15 protein-coding genes are annotated in these 18,035 nt (G+C 47.6%); 7 read left to right on the top strand and 8 right to left on the bottom strand.

Annotation, left to right across the window (positions count from 1 at the left end; translation table 11 throughout):
• Positions 1–7: 7 nt before the first annotated feature.
• Positions 8–1,381 carry a phosphomethylpyrimidine synthase ThiC gene (thiC, locus tag QUA03_RS18385; protein WP_333213747.1) on the top strand — a complete coding sequence of 458 codons (1,374 nt, stop codon included), beginning with the start codon at positions 8–10 and terminating at the stop codon, positions 1,379–1,381.
• A gap of 389 nt (positions 1,382–1,770) precedes the next feature.
• On the opposite strand, the gene QUA03_RS18380 is transcribed toward thiC, so the two are convergent.
• From QUA03_RS18380 to pyrE, 4 genes are all read right to left on the bottom strand, one after another.
• Positions 1,771–1,887: a hypothetical protein gene (locus tag QUA03_RS18380; RefSeq protein ID WP_333213745.1), complete on the bottom strand. Its 117-nt coding sequence runs from the start codon at positions 1,885–1,887 to the stop codon at positions 1,771–1,773.
• 228 nt (positions 1,888–2,115) lie between these two features.
• Positions 2,116–2,598 carry a hypothetical protein gene (locus QUA03_RS18375; protein ID WP_333213743.1) on the bottom strand — a complete coding sequence of 161 codons (483 nt, stop codon included), beginning with the start codon at positions 2,596–2,598 and terminating at the stop codon, positions 2,116–2,118.
• Between the two features lie 318 nt (positions 2,599–2,916).
• Complete coding sequence (gene dcm / locus QUA03_RS18370; protein ID WP_333213741.1) at positions 2,917–4,203, bottom strand: DNA (cytosine-5-)-methyltransferase; 1,287 nt, start codon at positions 4,201–4,203, stop codon at positions 2,917–2,919.
• Between the two features lie 213 nt (positions 4,204–4,416).
• The gene (pyrE, locus tag QUA03_RS18365; RefSeq protein WP_333213739.1) at positions 4,417–4,992 is read right to left on the bottom strand and encodes an orotate phosphoribosyltransferase; all 576 of its coding nucleotides are present in this window, start codon (positions 4,990–4,992) and stop codon (positions 4,417–4,419) included.
• Positions 4,993–5,076: 84 nt separating this feature from the next.
• Here pyrE and QUA03_RS18360 point away from each other — a divergent pair, with 84 nt between their 5' ends.
• On the top strand, positions 5,077–5,604 hold the full coding sequence (locus QUA03_RS18360) for a hypothetical protein (protein WP_333213737.1): 528 nt from the start codon (positions 5,077–5,079) through the stop codon (positions 5,602–5,604).
• Positions 5,605–5,787: 183 nt separating this feature from the next.
• On the opposite strand, the gene QUA03_RS18355 is transcribed toward QUA03_RS18360, so the two are convergent.
• Both QUA03_RS18355 and QUA03_RS18350 read right to left on the bottom strand, forming a co-directional pair.
• Positions 5,788–6,531 carry a pentapeptide repeat-containing protein gene (locus QUA03_RS18355; RefSeq protein ID WP_333213735.1) on the bottom strand — a complete coding sequence of 248 codons (744 nt, stop codon included), beginning with the start codon at positions 6,529–6,531 and terminating at the stop codon, positions 5,788–5,790.
• Positions 6,532–6,551: 20 nt separating this feature from the next.
• Positions 6,552–7,196, bottom strand: a complete 645-nt coding sequence (locus tag QUA03_RS18350; RefSeq protein WP_333084286.1) for a hypothetical protein — start codon at positions 7,194–7,196, stop codon at positions 6,552–6,554.
• 322 nt (positions 7,197–7,518) lie between these two features.
• Here QUA03_RS18350 and QUA03_RS18345 point away from each other — a divergent pair, with 322 nt between their 5' ends.
• On the top strand, positions 7,519–7,842 hold the full coding sequence (locus QUA03_RS18345) for a WGxxGxxG family protein (protein ID WP_333213733.1): 324 nt from the start codon (positions 7,519–7,521) through the stop codon (positions 7,840–7,842).
• Between the two features lie 420 nt (positions 7,843–8,262).
• Here the strand turns inward: QUA03_RS18345 and QUA03_RS18340 are convergent, their stop codons facing one another.
• A complete protein-coding gene (locus QUA03_RS18340; protein WP_333213731.1) occupies positions 8,263–13,617 on the bottom strand; it encodes a PAS domain S-box protein in 5,355 nt (1,784 codons plus the stop codon).
• Between the two features lie 189 nt (positions 13,618–13,806).
• Between QUA03_RS18340 and QUA03_RS18335 the strand changes: the two genes are divergently transcribed.
• Both QUA03_RS18335 and QUA03_RS18330 read left to right on the top strand, forming a co-directional pair.
• Complete coding sequence (locus QUA03_RS18335) at positions 13,807–14,610, top strand: creatininase family protein (RefSeq protein WP_333213729.1); 804 nt, start codon at positions 13,807–13,809, stop codon at positions 14,608–14,610.
• Positions 14,611–14,691: 81 nt separating this feature from the next.
• Entirely contained in the window at positions 14,692–15,447 is a 756-nt protein-coding gene (locus QUA03_RS18330; RefSeq protein WP_333149087.1) for a DUF561 domain-containing protein, read from the top strand.
• Positions 15,448–15,635: 188 nt separating this feature from the next.
• On the opposite strand, the gene QUA03_RS18325 is transcribed toward QUA03_RS18330, so the two are convergent.
• Positions 15,636–16,313: a calcium-binding protein gene (locus tag QUA03_RS18325; protein WP_333213727.1), complete on the bottom strand. Its 678-nt coding sequence runs from the start codon at positions 16,311–16,313 to the stop codon at positions 15,636–15,638.
• Positions 16,314–16,393: 80 nt separating this feature from the next.
• Here QUA03_RS18325 and QUA03_RS18320 point away from each other — a divergent pair, with 80 nt between their 5' ends.
• Positions 16,394–17,041, top strand: coding sequence for a DUF2301 domain-containing membrane protein (locus QUA03_RS18320; protein ID WP_333055172.1), 648 nt, complete (start codon positions 16,394–16,396; stop codon positions 17,039–17,041).
• 130 nt (positions 17,042–17,171) lie between these two features.
• Positions 17,172–17,825 (top strand): YdcF family protein, encoded by a 654-nt coding sequence (locus QUA03_RS18315; RefSeq protein WP_333213724.1) that lies wholly within the window; start codon positions 17,172–17,174, stop codon positions 17,823–17,825.
• The last annotated feature ends 210 nt before the right edge of the window (positions 17,826–18,035 follow it).

The following is an 18,035-nucleotide window of genomic DNA, read 5'->3' as shown; positions in this document are numbered from 1 at the left end:
ATTAAATATGCGTACCGAATGGATCGCTAAGCGTCAGGGGCACACCAATGTATCTCAAATGCACTACGCCCGCCAAGGTGTAATTACTGAGGAAATGCACTTTGTTGCTAAGCGAGAAAATCTCCCGCCAGAACTTATCCGCGCCGAAGTAGCGCGGGGACGGATGATTATTCCGGCTAATATCAATCACACGAATTTAGAACCGATGGCGATCGGTATTGCCTCTAAATGCAAAGTCAATGCTAATATCGGTGCATCTCCCAACTCTTCCAATATGGAAGAAGAAGTTGACAAGCTTAAACTAGCAGTGAAATACGGCGCCGATACCGTGATGGACTTGTCCACCGGCGGCGGCAATTTGGATGAAATTCGCACTACGATTATCAAAGCTTCACCAGTGCCGATCGGTACTGTACCAATTTACCAAGCACTAGAAAGTGTTCACGGTAATATGGAAAGTCTGACAGCGAATGACTTTCTTCACATCATTGACAAACACGCTCAACAAGGTGTTGATTACCAAACCATTCACGCCGGAATTTTGATTGAGCATTTGCCGTTGGTAAAAAATAGACTCACTGGAATTGTTTCTCGTGGCGGCGGCATTTTGGCGCGGTGGATGCTGCATCACCACAAACAAAATCCCCTCTACACTCACTTTAACGACATCATTGAAATCTTCAAAAAATACGATGTTTCGTTTAGTTTGGGAGATTCTCTGCGCCCCGGTTGCACTCACGATGCGTCGGATGAGGCTCAATTAGCTGAACTCAAAACTTTGGGACAATTAACTCGCAAAGCTTGGGAACATGACGTGCAGGTAATGGTGGAAGGCCCGGGCCACGTGCCGATGGATCAAATTGAGTTTAATGTCAAGAAACAAATGGAGGAGTGTTCGGAAGCACCCTTCTATGTTTTGGGGCCGTTGGTGACAGATATTGCGCCTGGATACGACCACATTACCTCAGCAATTGGGGCGGCGATGGCTGGTTGGTACGGTACTGCAATGCTGTGTTACGTGACGCCGAAGGAACACTTAGGATTGCCGAATGCTGAGGATGTCCGAAACGGGCTGATTGCTTACAAAATCGCGGCTCACGCTGCAGATATTGCACGGGGCCGTCCGGGTGCGCGCGATCGCGATGATGAACTCTCGAAAGCGCGTTACAACTTCGATTGGAACCGTCAATTTGAGCTGTCATTAGATCCAGAACGGGCAAAGGAATATCACGACGAAACTTTGCCGGCGGATATCTACAAAACTGCTGAATTCTGTTCAATGTGCGGGCCTAAGTTCTGTCCGATGCAGACTAAGGTTGATGCCGATGCTTTGACGGAATTAGAGAAGTTTTTGGCTAAGGAACCTGTAGCCCAAAGCTAATATTAGTAGGGTGGGCATTGCTCATCTTACTTTATCGTAAAGCTGTTTGGCTTCTTGTGGGGCGGGCAGGATGCCCGCCCAAAACTAGGGTGCTGATGGCGTACCTTACTTAAGGTTATATTAAAAGGAGTTTCCGAAAAGGAGAATTGCGATGTTCCCCTGCAGGTACTTTTTTGTTACCCAGGAATCCAGAATTTTATCGAGATTGGGATGAGCAAAAAAAGTAGCTATTTGCTCTTTAGTTAATAGCTTGCCATCTGCGTCATGGCCAAATTATTTATTTCGCCTTTTCAATATAAAACTCTTCATCAACTCAATTTCGTATAAACTGCACTCGCCTCGCAAACCCAGTACCCAAGAATGAATCGAATTGCCACCGCGATAGTCAATTAGCCACCTACCCTGTACTGGTAAACTAACTGAGCGTCGGGATTGATTTCGCTGCTTAAGAGGCATTCTGTTTCCAGATTCAAGGAACCAGCCGCGGATTCAAAGGCTAATCTCATGCCGCCTCTTCCTGAGAATAAGTCAATCAAACGGATTTTTTTCAGCGCCCTTAAGTTGGCGGTAAAAACTCATATTTTGTACTATTTTTTAATGGAGGCAGAGCCTCTAGATCTTCATTACCAGGCTCTGCCTGGTAACGAGAAACGAGAAATTTTCAATTCGTAGGGTGGGTTAACGCAGTTTAACGCACCGCCAGCCTCATGCACCATTTTAGCTAAGTAAAAGATTTACCTGGAGATGTTAGCTCGCGCTGTCTGTTGGCACGTTGAAAGAATGCGCCGATCGTTTGAGCTAATTGTGCGGATAGAATGCAGATTTGTTAACTGAGTATTGAGTTCAACTGTTTGAACTTTTCCGGCTGAGATTGCCTTCCCGTACAGTGTATTTCCCTGAATTTTACCAGTGAAGCACGCAAAATCCGATCGCGGCGCGTAGATTGCACCAACGACGCGATCGTTCTGGCGTTGAAACACGATATAGTTTTGAAGAACTTGGTTGGGCTGTGGCGAATCTCCGTACAGGTAAATACCATCTGGCAAAGCAGCAACATTAGTCTTAGATGGATTTTGTTGTGCTTGAAGCGGTTGTTGCTGAATGCCAACACCAATTAGTGTTAGAGGACAAATAAAGGCTGTTGCCAGTAGTTTCCATTTCTTTTTAACAGATGCAGGTAAAATCATTACTGCTTCTCCTTGCGCGTCATCTAACATCTTAGAATAGTCTTCTCTAGTTAATGTCTCACTCAGGTTATAATTTGCCTCTGCTAAAATCAGCCGATTGGTATAGATTTTGAACCTGAAAGCTTGCGCTTGTTTAGCACCGAAAACTTTATTTTCCTTTGTGATCCCAGTGCCTAAGCTGATTTTGATAAAATTAGAGCAGGCATAGTTTCTAATGCCACCCAATAAAACACCGATCTAAGGTTGATGGCGATGCTTTGGCGGAATTAGAGAAGTTTTTGGCTAAGGAACCTGTAGCGCAAAGCTAATTGATCGGGGGGGGTAAATACTCGGCTCACCCTTCCCAATTCACCAGGAGCTAACTTTTTGTTTGGTAGAACACAAAACATTCTGGATAACTTCTAGAGCAACCGCTTTAACTACATTAATACTTACACTATTACCTAGTTGATGATAAGCTTTATCATCATTAGGATGCAGCATAAAACTATCGGAAAAACCTTGTAACCGCGCCGCCTCGCGGGGAGTAATCCTGCGAACTCGGTTATGATAGTAAACTCCTAATCTATTAGCATCACTGGCAACAATTGTTACAGAAATTTTCTGCGGATCGAGAAATTTATAGACTTCAAAGGAAAAGTTACCTGATACAGGTTTGTATTGATTGTTGTTCCGTTGCAGGTACTTTTTTGTTACCAAGGAATCCAGAATTTCATCGAGATTGGGATGAGCAAAAAAAGTACCTATTTGCTCTTTAGTTAATAGCTTGCCATCTTGGTCAGCTCCAAATTCTTTATTGCGCCTTTTCAAGATAAAAAGATTCATTAATTCAATTTCGTCTAAACTGCACTCGCCTCGCAAACCCAGTTCCCAAGAATGAATCGAATTACCACCACGATAGTCAATTAGCCGCCTACCGTGCAGTCGGCTAAAATCATTGTTAACTATTTGTTTCAAGGCATTAACAAATTCTGGCGAACAATCATATTTTGGATCGGGATTGTCTTCCAAAATATCTGCAACTGTGACAGGTTGACTTAAGGGGGAAAAGAACGATAGCTGTTGATGACTAGAGGAATGCGAATCTTTTGGGCCTAAGTCAGAAATTAAGCCAAATTGGGGCGAAGCATTTAAAATTCCTACTAGGTAAACTCGGACACGGTTCTGAGGTAAGCTAAAGTTAGAGCTGTTAAGCAAGAAATAATCGAAGCTGTAACCTCGGCTTTTGATTTCGCCCTTAATAGTTTCGAGGGTTCTGCCGCCGTCGTGGCTGACAAGCCCCCGCACGTTCTCGAAAATAAATGCTTGAGGTTTAAAGGTATCAATTAACCTTGCAATCTCAAAAAATAGGGTGCCTCTGGTGTCTCCAAAGCCCTCTTTTTTGCCAGCATAGGAGAAAGACTGACAAGGAAATCCCGCTAGTAAAATTTCATGTTCAGGCAGTTTGTCAATTAATCGGATGTCGCCTAAAGGTGTGTCGGCAAAGTTTTTCTGGTAAACTAACTGAGCGTCGGGATTGATTTCGCTGCTTAATACGCATTCTGTTTCCAGATTCAAGGAACGAGCGGCGGATTCAAAGGCTAATCTCATGCCGCCTATTCCTGAGAATAAGTCAATAAAACGGATGGTTTTCATAGCCTTAAACTGGCTTGTTAAGATTGATATCTTGCACCATTGTTAACATGAGGCAGAGCCTCTGGATCTTTGTTACCAGGTAGAACCTGGTAACGAGAGAACCTGGTAACCAGAGACGAGAGAAACGAGAGGACTTTTCGGGGTTGGCTTCTAGCCCAGCGCACAAGAAAGAGTTTCAAGAAATAGGATTGTCACAATTAGATGCGCGCCCGGTTATTTTTTGCTACTAATCCATTCCTTAAGATCCTGAATGGTAAAAATGGCTTGAAAATCCAATCCGGCCTCGCGATATAATTCCCCTCCACCTTGCTCTCTGTCAATCAGCGACAAAATACGATCGACTTTATAACCAGCCGCCCGCAACCGTTCCACCGCCTGCATCGCCGACTTACCCGTCGTCACCACATCCTCCAAAACCGCCACATTCGTCCCCTCTGGCAACAGCGGCCCCTCAATATACGCCATTGTCCCGTGTCCCTTCGTCTCCTTTCTGACAATTAAAGCTGGTATAGGTCGATCGCCCAAAGCCGAAACTACGCTCACCGCAGTTACAATCGGGTCAGCGCCCAATGTCAAACCACCTACAGCTTGCACATCCGACGACAACATCGACAACAGCAAACGTCCCGTTGCCAAAGCACCTTCAGCGTGCAGCGTCACCGGTTTGCAGTTAATGTAATAAGAACTTTTCTGGCCCGAAGACAGCACAAAATCGCCTTCACGATAAGCAAACTCGCACAACAAATCTAGAAGTCGATCGCGCAACACCTTTAAATCCGCAGCATCCATAACTCACACCGTGTAAAAAACACAAATAATCCGTCGATAATCAGTTTATAGTGGAATCGGAATTAATTAAAAAGGCCCAAATATATGAGTCAAAAGTTAAAAAGCCTGAGCGGCGCATTAATTCTCGCTGTCGCCTCTGCCGCACTGGCATCGGTCAAACCAGCTCAAGCACAAACAGAGCGATTTCACCCGATTGCCGACGACTTCAACCGACAATTTTTTCAAGCTTCAGGAGACTTTTACCACAACGTCAGCTTGCAAGGTTACTTGGGCGACTATTTAGGCATCGGTTCCCCCAGCGGCGTCGTTGCCTTTCCCGAAAAAGAAATTGAGCGGGATGCTAGTCGCGTCAACGGCTTCTACCGCCGAGTAATGCAGCGGCAAGTTTCCAGCGACCCGATTCTGCGCGTGCCAGATGCCGTCAATCCCTTCGATGCCTCAATCATGGCACTGCCTGCAGCTTGCCAGCTAGGACCTCAACCAAGCGGCTGTTTCCCCACTCCCGCCGGACTCCAAGATCAGTTTACACTTCCAACGCAGCAGCAAAATTCACCGAGTGATCCAGGGCCCGTTAGAGGACTTTATCAAATATCGCCCCCTGGCCAAAATTAATCGATCGACAGTTGCGAGTTTTGAGCCGAGGCGAGTTTACTCAATCTCGGCTTTGTTATATTCGAGAGAAAGCCTCAACCCGCCCCAAAAGCTCATGTTTTGGCAATCCTTTCGGTAAACCCGCAACTCGCTTTTTTTAACTATCGCCGTTATTTCACAGGACTAAATATTATCCAATATTTATCAAACAATGCTGCCATCAGGCATGATTGTTCCTTTCAAAATAGCTTCACCCAAATTAGCTCCCGCCAAGTTCGCTCCCCTGAGATTTGCCCCGGTCAAATTAGCCCCTCTCAAATCAGCTTTGCCAAGGTTTGTCCACCGGAAATCTGCCGCAATCAACTGTGCAAAACATAGATTTGCCCGGAAAAGATATGCTCCAGTGAAGTGAGCTTCTCCGAGGTTAGCTTTAGAGAAATTAGCTGCATAGCAATGTGCTTCAATCAATTCGGCTTGAGTGAGATTAGCTTGACAGAGATTAGCACAGTTGAGGTTCGCGCCCATCGCATTAACTCCAGACATCACCGCACCGATTAAATTCGCATCACCGAAATCTGTTTCTTGGAGATTAGCAGCGGTGAGGTCAGCCCCAATTAAATTAGCACCGCTCAAATCAGATCCCCTGATGTCAGCCGCTTGCAGGTTGGTTCCCGTTAAATTAGCTTTAATTAAATTAGATTCCAGCAGTTGCGCTCCCGCAAGATTTGCTAAACTAAAATTAGATTCTGCCAGGTTTGCCGCAATTAATTTAGCCTTAAACAAATCTGTTTTAAAAAGGTTCGATCGCCAAAGATGTGCACCTCTGAGATTTGCTTCCGCGAGGTTAGCTTCGCTGAGATCCGGTTCTATATTTGGGTTGAGACTTCTCCATTTAATCCAAGTGACTGCACCTTTTTTTAACAGCGCTAAATGCTGTGTATTTGCCATAATTGCATCTCCTTTAACGGCTATTCCTTGCGACCAAAAATTGCTGGATTTTCTCGACCCGTCACGCTTTCCACCGCCGCAATTGCTGCCTGGGAACCTGCTATAATATCTCGTTCTGCGCCGCCGAGGTAAAGCCGTCCGAAACTACCTACAGCCTGAACCTCTAAGATGTTAATAGATGCGCCTTTTTCTGCTTCATTAGCCGCCAGCGCTGCATAGGCCGCCGGTTCTACTTCCAAGACGTAAAGCGTTTGTCCCGCCAGCAGCAACTGTCCGCGCCGGGTGCGGTTGATTAATTGTGTTTGGTGGGCATCAATATTGCGAATAATTTGACTGGAAATCACTCGCGGTTTGATACATTCTTCTCTGCGGACTCCGATGAATTCTAGAATTGCTTTGCCTGCTGCCCGCGTTTCCCCCTGCTGACTCGAGTGTACTTCCAGAAGACCGTACAAGCGCTCGACTATCTGCACCCCTGGGCGCACGGAGGCAGATTTGAGGGCGACATCGGTAATTCGGTTAATTTCGATACCGGGCGAGATTTCTATCCACAGCGACGCATCCCCTGGCAGCGGCAAGAATCCGGCGGCGACTGTGCCGATGTATGCTGCGTGCTGTGGCTGCAAGTTGTCTAGAAATACGTAGCTGCGTAACTCTATACCCAAAAGTTTTGATCTCCGTCGATCGAGTTCCAACACTTATCTGTGCAATATCTGAGTTTACCTTTTTTTGTAAACAACACCTTGTCTATTGTCGGGACTGCCGGAGTGCCTCATAACCGACTGAGGTGCCAGACCCCCTATGTCTAGTACCGGAGTGCCTCCGCGAGCAATATTTCATTTTGTGTGTCTGCTAAAAATTGGATATCAATCTGTAGTTATAGGTGGAACATAACCATCTTTACTGCTAGAGATGGATTTAACTTTAAAAGCCCATTGATATAGTTTTGATAGTTAAAGATTTTAGCCAACAGAGAGCATTTGAATTATGAAACGTTCTGATTTATCCAAAGCAATCGGTGCAGGTATTATAGCTGCTGGTTTAGCCCTAGCACCAGCTCATCTCCCTGCTTCAGCTCAGACAGATACAACGGGCGGTACTACTTCCGGTACTAACAGCACTACAACCACCACAACTCCTCGCTCCGATGTCTACAATGCTGAGACCGATCGCGATTTTGATTGGGGATGGTTGGGATTGCTAGGCTTGTCTGGTTTGTTGGGTTTGATTCCCCGCAAACGCGAAGAAAATGTCCGCTATACAACTACAACGAGTGATCGCGAGCCAGCCGTGCGAAGTGACTACCGCTAAGAATCGAGTCTTAGGGCTGTGGGCATTATGCAGGGACAGGATGTTTTAACCTGTCCGACTAGCACCAAAAATAATCAAAAAACCTCCATCTGTGAGGTTTTTTTGTTTGAGATGATGCGCGAGCAAACGACAATAAAATTGGTTACATCTGGGATGTTACACCATTTTCAATAAGCTTTTTATGAACAGGCAAGATGCCTGTTCCACAAAAAGTTAATTTTATTGTGCGCCATTGCTCCTAGCCAGTCAATAAAACGCTGATTGAAAAGGGTGCAATATCTCAGATATAAGCGGAATTGAGATTATTAACTTCTTCCTATCTTCTTCCCTTCCTCCTACCCTTCGGGAACGGCTTCGCCGACCGCGTTCTTTGCATCTTCGCGGTTCGTTAAATAAAGACTTTTCCGACACAAAAACACTTTAAATAAGGTTTTTGCCCGATCGATCGAGTACCTCCCAAATCGCCTGCACCAACTTGTCGGGATCTAAAGGCTTGGAAATGTGGCGCCAGAACCCCGCAGCCATGGCCTGCTGATAGTCAATCTCTCCAGCATAAGCCGTGAGGGCGATCGCCGGAATCCGTCCCCCTTTGTCGGGCGCCAGAGCCCGAACCTGTCGCATCAACATATAACCGTCCGTGTCGGGCATTCCAATATCGCTCAACAGCAAATCCGGCACAGACTCAGTTAAAACCGCCAAGGCATCGGCCGCGTTAGCAACTGCTGTAACACTTGCCCCACACTCCTCAAGCAGAAAAACCACTAAATCTAGCGCATCGGCCTCATCATCCACCGCTAACACCCTGATACCGCTCAAATTGAAGGACTCGTCCCGCGACGCAGTTCCCGCAGGGCTGGTCTGAGAGGGCACGGGCATCAGAGGTATCCTGACGGTCAAGGTTGCACCTTTTCCTTCGCCCGGACTGTCGGATTTTACCGTGCCACCGTGGAGTTCGACGAGATGGCGGACGATCGCCAATCCTAAACCCAATCCGCCAAACTTGCGCGTTATCGAGCTGTCAGCTTGCCGGAAGTAGTCGAATACATAGGGCAGAAAATCAGGTTCGATACCTTTTCCCGTATCAGTTACAGTAATTTGGGCCAAGGTGTCCACCCGATCGAGAACGACTTCAATTTTGCCTCCGGGCGGGGTGAACTTGACGGCATTTGACAGTAAATTCCAGACTACCTGCTGAAGTCTGCCCGCATCGCCCAACACCGGGCCCAGATGCGGTGCAAATTGAGTGCTGATTTGAATCGACTTGACTTCCGCCGCCAGACGCATCGTTTCAATGGCGGCGCTGATTACCCCAGCTAAATCCACAGGTGCAATATTCAAGCTAACCTTACCTTGCAGAATCCCCGACACGTCAAGCAAATCTTCGATAAGCTGAGTTTGTAGTTTGGCGTTGCGCTCGATCGTCTCTAAGGCATAACGCTGCTTTTCCGGTGTCAGAAGATTCGATTGCAGCAGCTTCGCCCAGCCCATAATCGGGTTTAAGGGAGTCCGCAATTCGTGAGACAAAACAGCCAAAAATTCGTCTTTGACGCGGTTAGCCTGTTCTGCTTCTTCCCGCGCTGCCTTTTCCCGCGCTAGAAGGAGTTCCCGTTCCGCTTCTGCAACTTTTTGATCGGTAATATCGGTGTTAGTGCCACACCAGCGCAGCACGTTGCCTTGATCGTCGCGAATCGGCACGGCGCACGAGAGAAACCAGCGGTACGATCCGTCTTTGCCGCGCAAGGGGAAAGTATCTTCCCAGAGTTCGCCTGTTTCAATGCAGCGCCTAAATTTTTCGACAACGCGCTCGAGGTGTTCCGGGTGGTGTAACAGTTGCCAGCCCCAGCCTCGCATTTCTTCTAGGGTTGTGCCCGTGTAGTCAAACCAGCGCTGATTATACCATAAGCTCGCGCCAGTGGGATCTGTCATCCAGGCCAACTGAGCGATGTTGTCAGCTAGAGCGCGGAACCGAGCCTCGCTTTCGTGCAGCTCATGCAGGGCTCGCGCGTGCAGGATCACCGTCCAGAGGCGAGCCACCACTTCTTGCATCAGCCAAACTTCATCGGGCCGCCAGTGCCGAACCACCTTTGATGTCACCACCAAAAGAGCCACCCAGCGCCCTTCCTGAAGGCAGGGAACATCGACCAAAGCACGAATCGACACGGCACCGTAGTTATCGAATAAATGCGCTGTATGCGGATCATTAGCGATATCTGAGATGACAAGTGTTTGACCAGCCATAGACAGAGCTTTCAGTTCTGGGGTCTTAAAGTCTGAGATTTGATAAGTGCCGACGGCGCTGGCAAGGTCGGACTGATGCCAGTCTTGGTGGACAATTGCCCGATCGGCTTCTACATCGATTTCGTGCCAGATGCAGCGATCGACCTTTAAATATTCTCCCAGACTGTTCATCGCTTCCGACAACATTTCTGCGGGGTTGATGCGCTGTCGCAAGCGGACTTCGAGATCAGAGAGAAACTGCTCGTTAAGTTGGGCTTGTTTGCGATCGTGAATATCAGTATTCGTACCGATCCACTCGACAATCTGGCCTCCTGCGTCGCGAATTGGCACCGCGCGGGACAAATGCCAGCGTTCCATTTGGTCTGCTGCCCGCCGGAGGCGCAGCTCAACTTGATAAACTTCTCCGCTGATTAGACATTCTTCCCAGCGGGCCCAAGATTCTGCCAAATCCGAGGGCGGGACTAGGGATTCCCAATTGCTTTGAGCGGCTTCCTCGTAAGACATCCCCAGATATTCCAACCATCTTTGTTTATTGGTAAAGCGAATTTCCCTGGCTGAGCTTACGTTCCAAATCAGGTGAGGCAACGACTCAGCCAGAAAGCGGAAGCGGCGGTCGCTTTCTGCTAAGCTTTCTTCGGCTCGTTTGCGATCGTCAATATCAATGCCGATACCAGCCCATTGCAACACCTTTCCCTTCCTATCTTTGACGGGTACAAGTCGCGCTAGATGCCAGCGGTAATTACCATCAAACCTGCGTACCCGACACTCGAATTCGTAGGCTTCCCCTGCTTCAATCGCAGGAGTGCGCGTGGCGACAACTGTTGGCAGATCATCAGGATGAAATAATTGCAGCACCGGCGCAAGCATCGGCAATTCTGGCATCATCCCGGTGTAGCTTTTCCAGTGTTGGTTGCAAAACTCTAACCTGCCGTCGGCGGTGTTGATCCACATTAATTCCGGGACACCATCGGCGAGGGTGCGATAGAGATTTTCGCTGTGCCGCAGTGCTTCTTCTATTTGCCGGCGCTCGGTTTTGTCCTGCATAATTTTCAGGAAACCTTGCACCTCGCCGTCTGCGTCGCGCAGGGGCATCACCAGCCCGCTGCCCCACAAGCGGCTGCCGTCTTTGCGGAGGTGCCAGCGCTCGTTTTCTGCCTTTCCCTGAGTCAGGGCGATGTGCATTTCTGCTTCCGGCATTCGGGCTGCTGAGTCTTCTGGAGTAAAGATGATGCGTCCGTCCAGGCCGAGGATTTCAGCTTCGGTATAGCCCAGCAATCTCTGGGCGCCTGCGTTCCAACTGGTAACCTGTCCGTCGGTGTCGATGGTGAAGATGGCGTAGTCTTTGGCGCTGTCGAGAATCAACTGTAGGTGGGTTTCACGATCGCGCAGTGCTGCTTCTGCTTGTTTGCGCTGGGTAATGTTGCTGGTGAAGCCGACTATTTTGGTTGCTTCGCCTTGCTGGTTGCGGATTAAACAGCCGCGTTCCGAAACATCGATCCAGCGCCCGTCTTGGTGCCGGACTCGGTACTCGATTTCATAGCGATCGGGAATATTCAAGATTGATTGCCCCCCGGCTTGGATACGTGCCAAATCGACGGGATGGATGCGTTCTCTCCACCACTCTGCTGTGGCGGGTGCATCCTCTGGGTAGACACCGACGATCGAGCACAGTCCCTGGGAACGGTAAACTGAGTTTGCTGCCAAATCCCACTCAAACACCATGCCGTCGATCGCCCTTGTAGCTGATTGGAAACGGTTGTAGCTTTCTTGCAAGGCGAGTTCGGCCATTTTGCGAGCGGTAATTTCCTGTACCACCATATGAATTCCGACAATCTCTGGGCCCCTGTCTCTGAGTGGCCACCAATTCTGGAGCCAAGTGCGAACAACAGTGGGTTGATCCCTGGTTTCACCCGTGAGTTCAAAATTTCGGATCGGTTCTCCGGTGTCTAGAAGGTGGCCCAACAAAGGTTCGGCTGTGTCTGCCCAGTCGGGGACAATTTCGCGCAGGGTATGACCGATGTGCATTTCTACGGCCAAGCCGTTCATTTGGGCAAACCGCTGGTTGAGCCGCACGAACCGCAAATCTGTGTCTAAAACAGCCAAACCCACGGGAGTTGTTTGGTAGAGCGACTCTATCTCTACAAGTTGACGGCGCACGGTTTGCTCGCTTTCTTGTAGGGCGAGTTCGGCCTTTTTGCGATCGGTAGCATCAAATAATACTCCGATAAACCGCACTGCTTCGCCTGCGGCGTCGTAGAGATAGCGCCCGAACGCTCTCAACCAGCGGATTTCTCGTGTGTCGGCCCGGATGATCCGGTATTCCGGGGAGTAGAGCGATCTCGTTTGCCGAGCTGTTTTGGCTGCTTCCATGACTTGCTTTAAGTCGTCTGGATGCACGCAGTTTTCCCACACAGCTACGCTTACTTCGCCGTCTGGTACTGGTTCGCAGCCCAAAATGCTGAAATGGGTCGCCGACCAAATTACTCGATTTGTTCGCACGTCTAAATCCCAGGTTGCCATGCCTGAGCCTTCGATGGCGACGCTCAAACGTTCTTCGCTTTGTTTCAAGGCAATTTCAGTTTGTTTGCGATCCGTGATATCTGTCACGGAACCCACAGCCCGCACGGGATTGCCTGACTCGTCCCAAATTGCTCGCCCTCTGGCTAAAATCCATTTGTAGCGGCCGTCGGGACAACGAACGCGGTACTCGCAGCAGTAATGTGAGGTTTCTCGATGCAAGTGCTGCTGCCAATTGCTTTGCATCATCTCCAAATCATCGGGATGAATGTAGCTCAAATATTGGCTGAAGTTTTTGACTTCTTCGGGCCGACGTTCCAAAATCTCTAAACAGCGATCGCTCAGGATCTGGCAATTCGTTTTCAGGTTCTGATCCCAAATGCCGTCGTTGTTGCCGGCACAGGCTAGCTGCCAGCGTTCTTCGCTTTCTCGCAAAGCTTCTTTGGTTTGATGGGCGCGATCGATTTGTACGGCGGCAACGGCAAAGTCTGCTAGGGCGATCGCGATCCGCAAGTCTTCGGCATCGAATTGGCGAGCGGAATCGTGAGATACAATCCATATTGCCCCCAGCGGTTGATTTTCTGCTTCCAGTGGCACGACTAACGCTTCGGCGATCGGCAATTCTAGCTGCTGTAAGTCGGTAAAATATTGTTCGGGAGCGAAGTAAAGCTGAGGAGTTTGGCGATCGATCGGGGTTCCCGACAAACGCAATTTGCGGGGTGTGTTTGTATCTTCTGCTGCTTCCCACGCGCCCGCCAATGCCTCCCACCGAAAGATTTGTTCGGAACGGGCATTTTCTTCTAGTAAGCAGACTCCGACACTTCCTGCGCCGCACAAATCTTTCGCGATCGCCACCAGTGTTTTGAGCAGCCTGTGGGGTGAGGTTGCCAATTGTCGGGCCAGCGTTTGCAGCGCTCGGTTTTCTGCTTTGTGATCGTGCGATCGAGGGATGCGGCGCGACAGTTCCTCGGCGATCGGAATGTCGGTTAAATTAGTTTGTGGGGTTGGCCAAGCTTCCATCAATTAGTGGTATCTATGTCTTTCGGTCTGAGCTGGCGAGCGTACATCAGCGCCCTCTTAAAGCATCTGCTATAAATTATAGCATCTACGGAGAGACAGCATCATTTCTCTACTAGCTATCTAGGGAATTTATTTTTAGTTTTCAGGTTAATTGATTGCCTTGCTTACTTTTACTATTGTCGCCACAATATGCACAATTTCATTCCAGAATCGCGCTTTTTTCCCTATCTGACTTGGAGAGAAATTCAGTCTATGCCGGATAAGGAAAATACTGTGATAATTCTGCCGCTAGGTGCGATCGAACAGCACGGCCCCCATTTGCCTTTAATTGTAGATGCGGCAATTAGCACAGCGGTGACAGGCAAAGCCCTGGCAAAGTTAGAGGCAAATATTCCCGCCTATGCTTTGCCACCTTTGTACTATGGCAAGTCGAACGAACACTGCCATTTTCCCGGTACAATTATGCTCAGTGCTCAGACTGTTTTAGCAGTAATCAGTGAAATTGCGGACAGTATTTATCAAGCTGGATTTAGAAAATTCGTGTTAATGAATGGTCACGGCGGACAGCCACAGGTAATGGAAATTGCGGCGCGGGATATTCATCATAAATATCAGGATTTTTCTGTTTTTCCGCTGTTTGTTTGGGGCGTTCCGAATGTGGCTGCTGAATTATTAACTGCAAAGGAATTGGAGTTTGGAATTCACGCGGGCGATGCAGAAACGAGTTTGATGTTGTCAATTTTGCCCGAACAGGTGAAAATGGAACTGGCTATTTGCGAATACCCGCAGGGTTTACCAACAGACAGTTTGCTGAGTATGGAAGGGAATTTGCCTTTTGCTTGGCTGACGCGAGAGTTGACTGAAAGCGGTGTGTTGGGCGATGCGACGGTGGCGACGAAAGAAAAGGGATCTCGTATTCTCGAATCTCTCTCTGACGGCTGGGCACAAGTTATCAAAGATGTTTACAAATTTCGCCAGCCGCGTAGTAATTAAAAATTAAGAATTAAAAACCAAAAATTTTTCTAATTCGTGTCAAAATGAGTCTAAGAAATTTTTTGAGTTGGAAAACTAACGATGAGTGTAAATTCTAAATTGCAGCGCGCATTTGAGCAAGGTCGCGCCCTGAAAATTATCAGCGGTTTAAATAATTTTGACGCCGCCAACGTTGCGGCTGTCGTCAAAGCAGCGGATCTCGGCGGTGCTTCCTTTGTTGATATTGCTGCCGATCGCGATTTGGTATTGATGGCAAAACAGTTGACAAATTTGCCAATTTGTGTATCGGCTGTGGAACCAGAAAAGTTTGTGCCTGCGGTAGAAGCTGGCGCTGATTTGATTGAAATTGGTAACTTTGATGCTTTCTACGCAGTAGGCCGCCGCTTTGAAGCTGAGGAAGTTTTGCAGTTGACTCGCGAAACTCGATCGCTGTTTCCAAACATCACTCTTTCTGTAACAGTTCCCCACATTTTGGCACTCGACAAACAAGTGCAGTTAGCAATTGAATTAGTCAAAGCTGGGGCTAACATCATTCAAACCGAAGGTGGCACAAGCGCTCAACCAATTCACGCCGGCACATTGGGATTAATTGAAAAAGCAGCGCCTACTTTGGCTGCAGCCTTTGAAATTTCCCGCGCCGTATCCGTCCCCGTACTCTGCGCTTCCGGTATCTCCAGCGTCACCGCACCGCTCGCTATTGGAGCCGGTGCTGCAGGTGTTGGTGTCGGTTCTGCTGTCAGCCAACTGAATAGCGAAGTGGCGATGATTGCGGCTGTTCGCAGTTTGGTTGAAGCTTTGGCTTTGGTTTCGCGATCGCACTTGCCAGCTTCAATTTAATTAAGAAGGAAGTTCGGCAACGGATTCTGTAACGGATGTAACGGATGTCCGGAAGAAGGAAGAAGGAAGTTCGGCAACGGATTCTGTAACGGATGTCCGGAAGAAGGAAGAAGGGAGATTTTTCCCATCCCCACTCTTCCCCTCTTCCCCTCTTCCCCTCCTCCAGTTTTCCACTTTTTCACTCTTCCTTAATAATTGATAAACCACATGGCATAATCATCTAATAACTGATTGTTTCGGGAGGTTACATCAACTGATTCTAACTCTGATAAAGGCAACATAAACTTTTGGCGATCGCTGACGCGCTGCACTTCCACAAATATGCCTTCTTCCTGAAGCACCAAATCCTCCAACCGATTAATTGTGAATCTATCAGTATAAGAAGGTTGAGTTTTTTTGAGCCGTGCATATTCTTTTTTGCTGCCCGAACCCATTGTATATTCTTCTTCCCATTCAAACTCTTCTATGCCAGTAACGTGGCAGGGGAGTTGAATATTTTCCTTGATGTAATCTAGATATTTGAGTGAATTTTTTAGGTTGAAATCAATATTTTTTGATCCCAAAATCTTACTGATTTTAGTTTCAAATTGCTTGGTATTAAATGGCATATTTTTATCGAGATGCGCTAACATTTCTGGATCGAACCCCGCTCTCAATTCGGATAATTCCTCCAGCAGGCTCTGAAAGTCGTTGACCGGTTTCGGTCTTCTGCCTGCTACAATGGTTTCATCAAGCTGAACTGGAGGAAGTTCGGATTGTGAAGAAAGGGATTTGCTTTGCTCTAGGCGATCGTCCACTTTAGACTTGTTAACTTTAGACTTGTTAACTTTAGGCTGGTTAACTTTAGGCTTGTTAAATTTAGGCATCGCTCGGTCTCGCTGGATCGGTTTATCAATAAAGTATATCTTGGCAGAAGTACATTCGTGTCTGATAGGAGGAAGCTGTAATGCAACTACTGAAATCACCTGATGAATCGCCAGTCTATCAAGGACAATTCGGCGAATTTACGATTACTCAAAACGATCGCACGGGAGTGTTGATTTACCGCGCTGGATTGGGGGTGGCGGCGCTGTGTTTTGCGATCGGCACTACTCTGGTGCTACAACAGGGCGATAACCCGATGGCAATCCAAGCTGTAACGCCTGTTTTTGCTTGTTTCTGGATCGCTTTAGGCGTCAGCTTGGCAACTATTCACATTTACATGATTGCGCTGCACCGAACACTACAGGCGTTTTGGGCGATCGGCGGCGCGGCAGCATTGTTTGTGGCCCTACAAAGCAGCCAACCTCTAGCTTTAGCAGTGTACGAACATCCCGCGACGTTGTGGGGAATTGGCTTTACTTTTGCAGCCTTAAATGGCATTTATTTTAAGGAAGCATTCTGCTTTAATCGCCTCGAAACTAAGTTTTTGACTCCGGGAGTTCCTTTGTTAATTTTAGGACATATTTTTGGATTTTTGTCAGCCGAAAATGAACAATTTTTGCTGGCAGTTTGGGCGGCTTTGTTTATTATCTTTGCTGTACGCAAGTTTTTTCAACCGATGCCGCAGGATATTGGGGATAAAAGCGTTTTTGAGTATCTTAAACACCAATAATTTGGGAATGGGGCATTGGGAATGGGGCATTGGGCATTGGGAAATTCTATTACTTTCCCACTATTTCCCTCTTCCCCAGTCTCGCCGAATCGGTCTCCATACCCGAAGAAAACATTTAGATCGAGTTAAAATGAGAATTCGTCTAATCCGCCGCCGAGAAATGTGGGCAGTTACCAAGGAAGGTTGGGTAATTGCTCTGATGGGATTAATAATTGCAATGATCTTAATTCTCACAAATATCCATCCGTTTTTGGCGGTAAATGCGCCGATTAAAGCAGATATCTTGGTTGTCGAAGGGTGGTTGCCGGATTATGCGATCGAAAGTGCGATCGCCGAATTCAAAAAAGGCGAATACCGCCAATTAATTACCACAGGAGTTCCTTTAAGTAAAGGCTTCTATCTTGCTGAATATAAAAATTATGCCGAACTAACTGCCGCGACTTTTATTGCGCTAGGATTTGATACAAACCAAGTAGTAGCAGTACCAGCAGCGAGTGTTGTCAAACACCGCACTGCTGCTTCGGCGATCGCACTTCGCGATTGGCTGGCTGCTTCTGCCATAAAAGTTGAATCAATTAATCTTTATTCTTTTGGCCCTCACGCCCGCAGAAGTTGGATTGTTTTCCAAGAAGTCCTGAATCCTGGCATTAAAGTCGGGATTATAGCTGCTGAATCGCAAGATTACAACCCACAAGAATGGTGGAAATCGAGCGAAGGTTTTCGGACTGTGATCGGAGAAATTATTGCTTATATTTACGCCCGTTTCGTTGATTGGAAAACCTAGCTAGTAATTGTCAAGTTCCCTCTTAATTCTCTTCGCTTTATTAGCGCCTTCGCGGTTCGTAAAAAAAATATTTATATAGCAATTATTGTAGGAATCGTAATTTTTTTACCCCACCCCAACCCTCCCCTTACCAAGCATTGGTGACAAGTTAAGACTGTAAGTCTTTTGTCAAGAGGCTTTTAGAGAATTGTTGAAAAAAAACTGGTCAGA

It is taken from the genome of Microcoleus sp. S36b_A4 (assembly GCF_036700645.1).
Classification (GTDB): Bacteria; Cyanobacteriota; Cyanobacteriia; order Cyanobacteriales; family Microcoleaceae; genus Microcoleus.
Note: the sequence above shows the minus strand (reverse complement) of the source record. Positions and strands in the feature narration are given on the sequence as shown.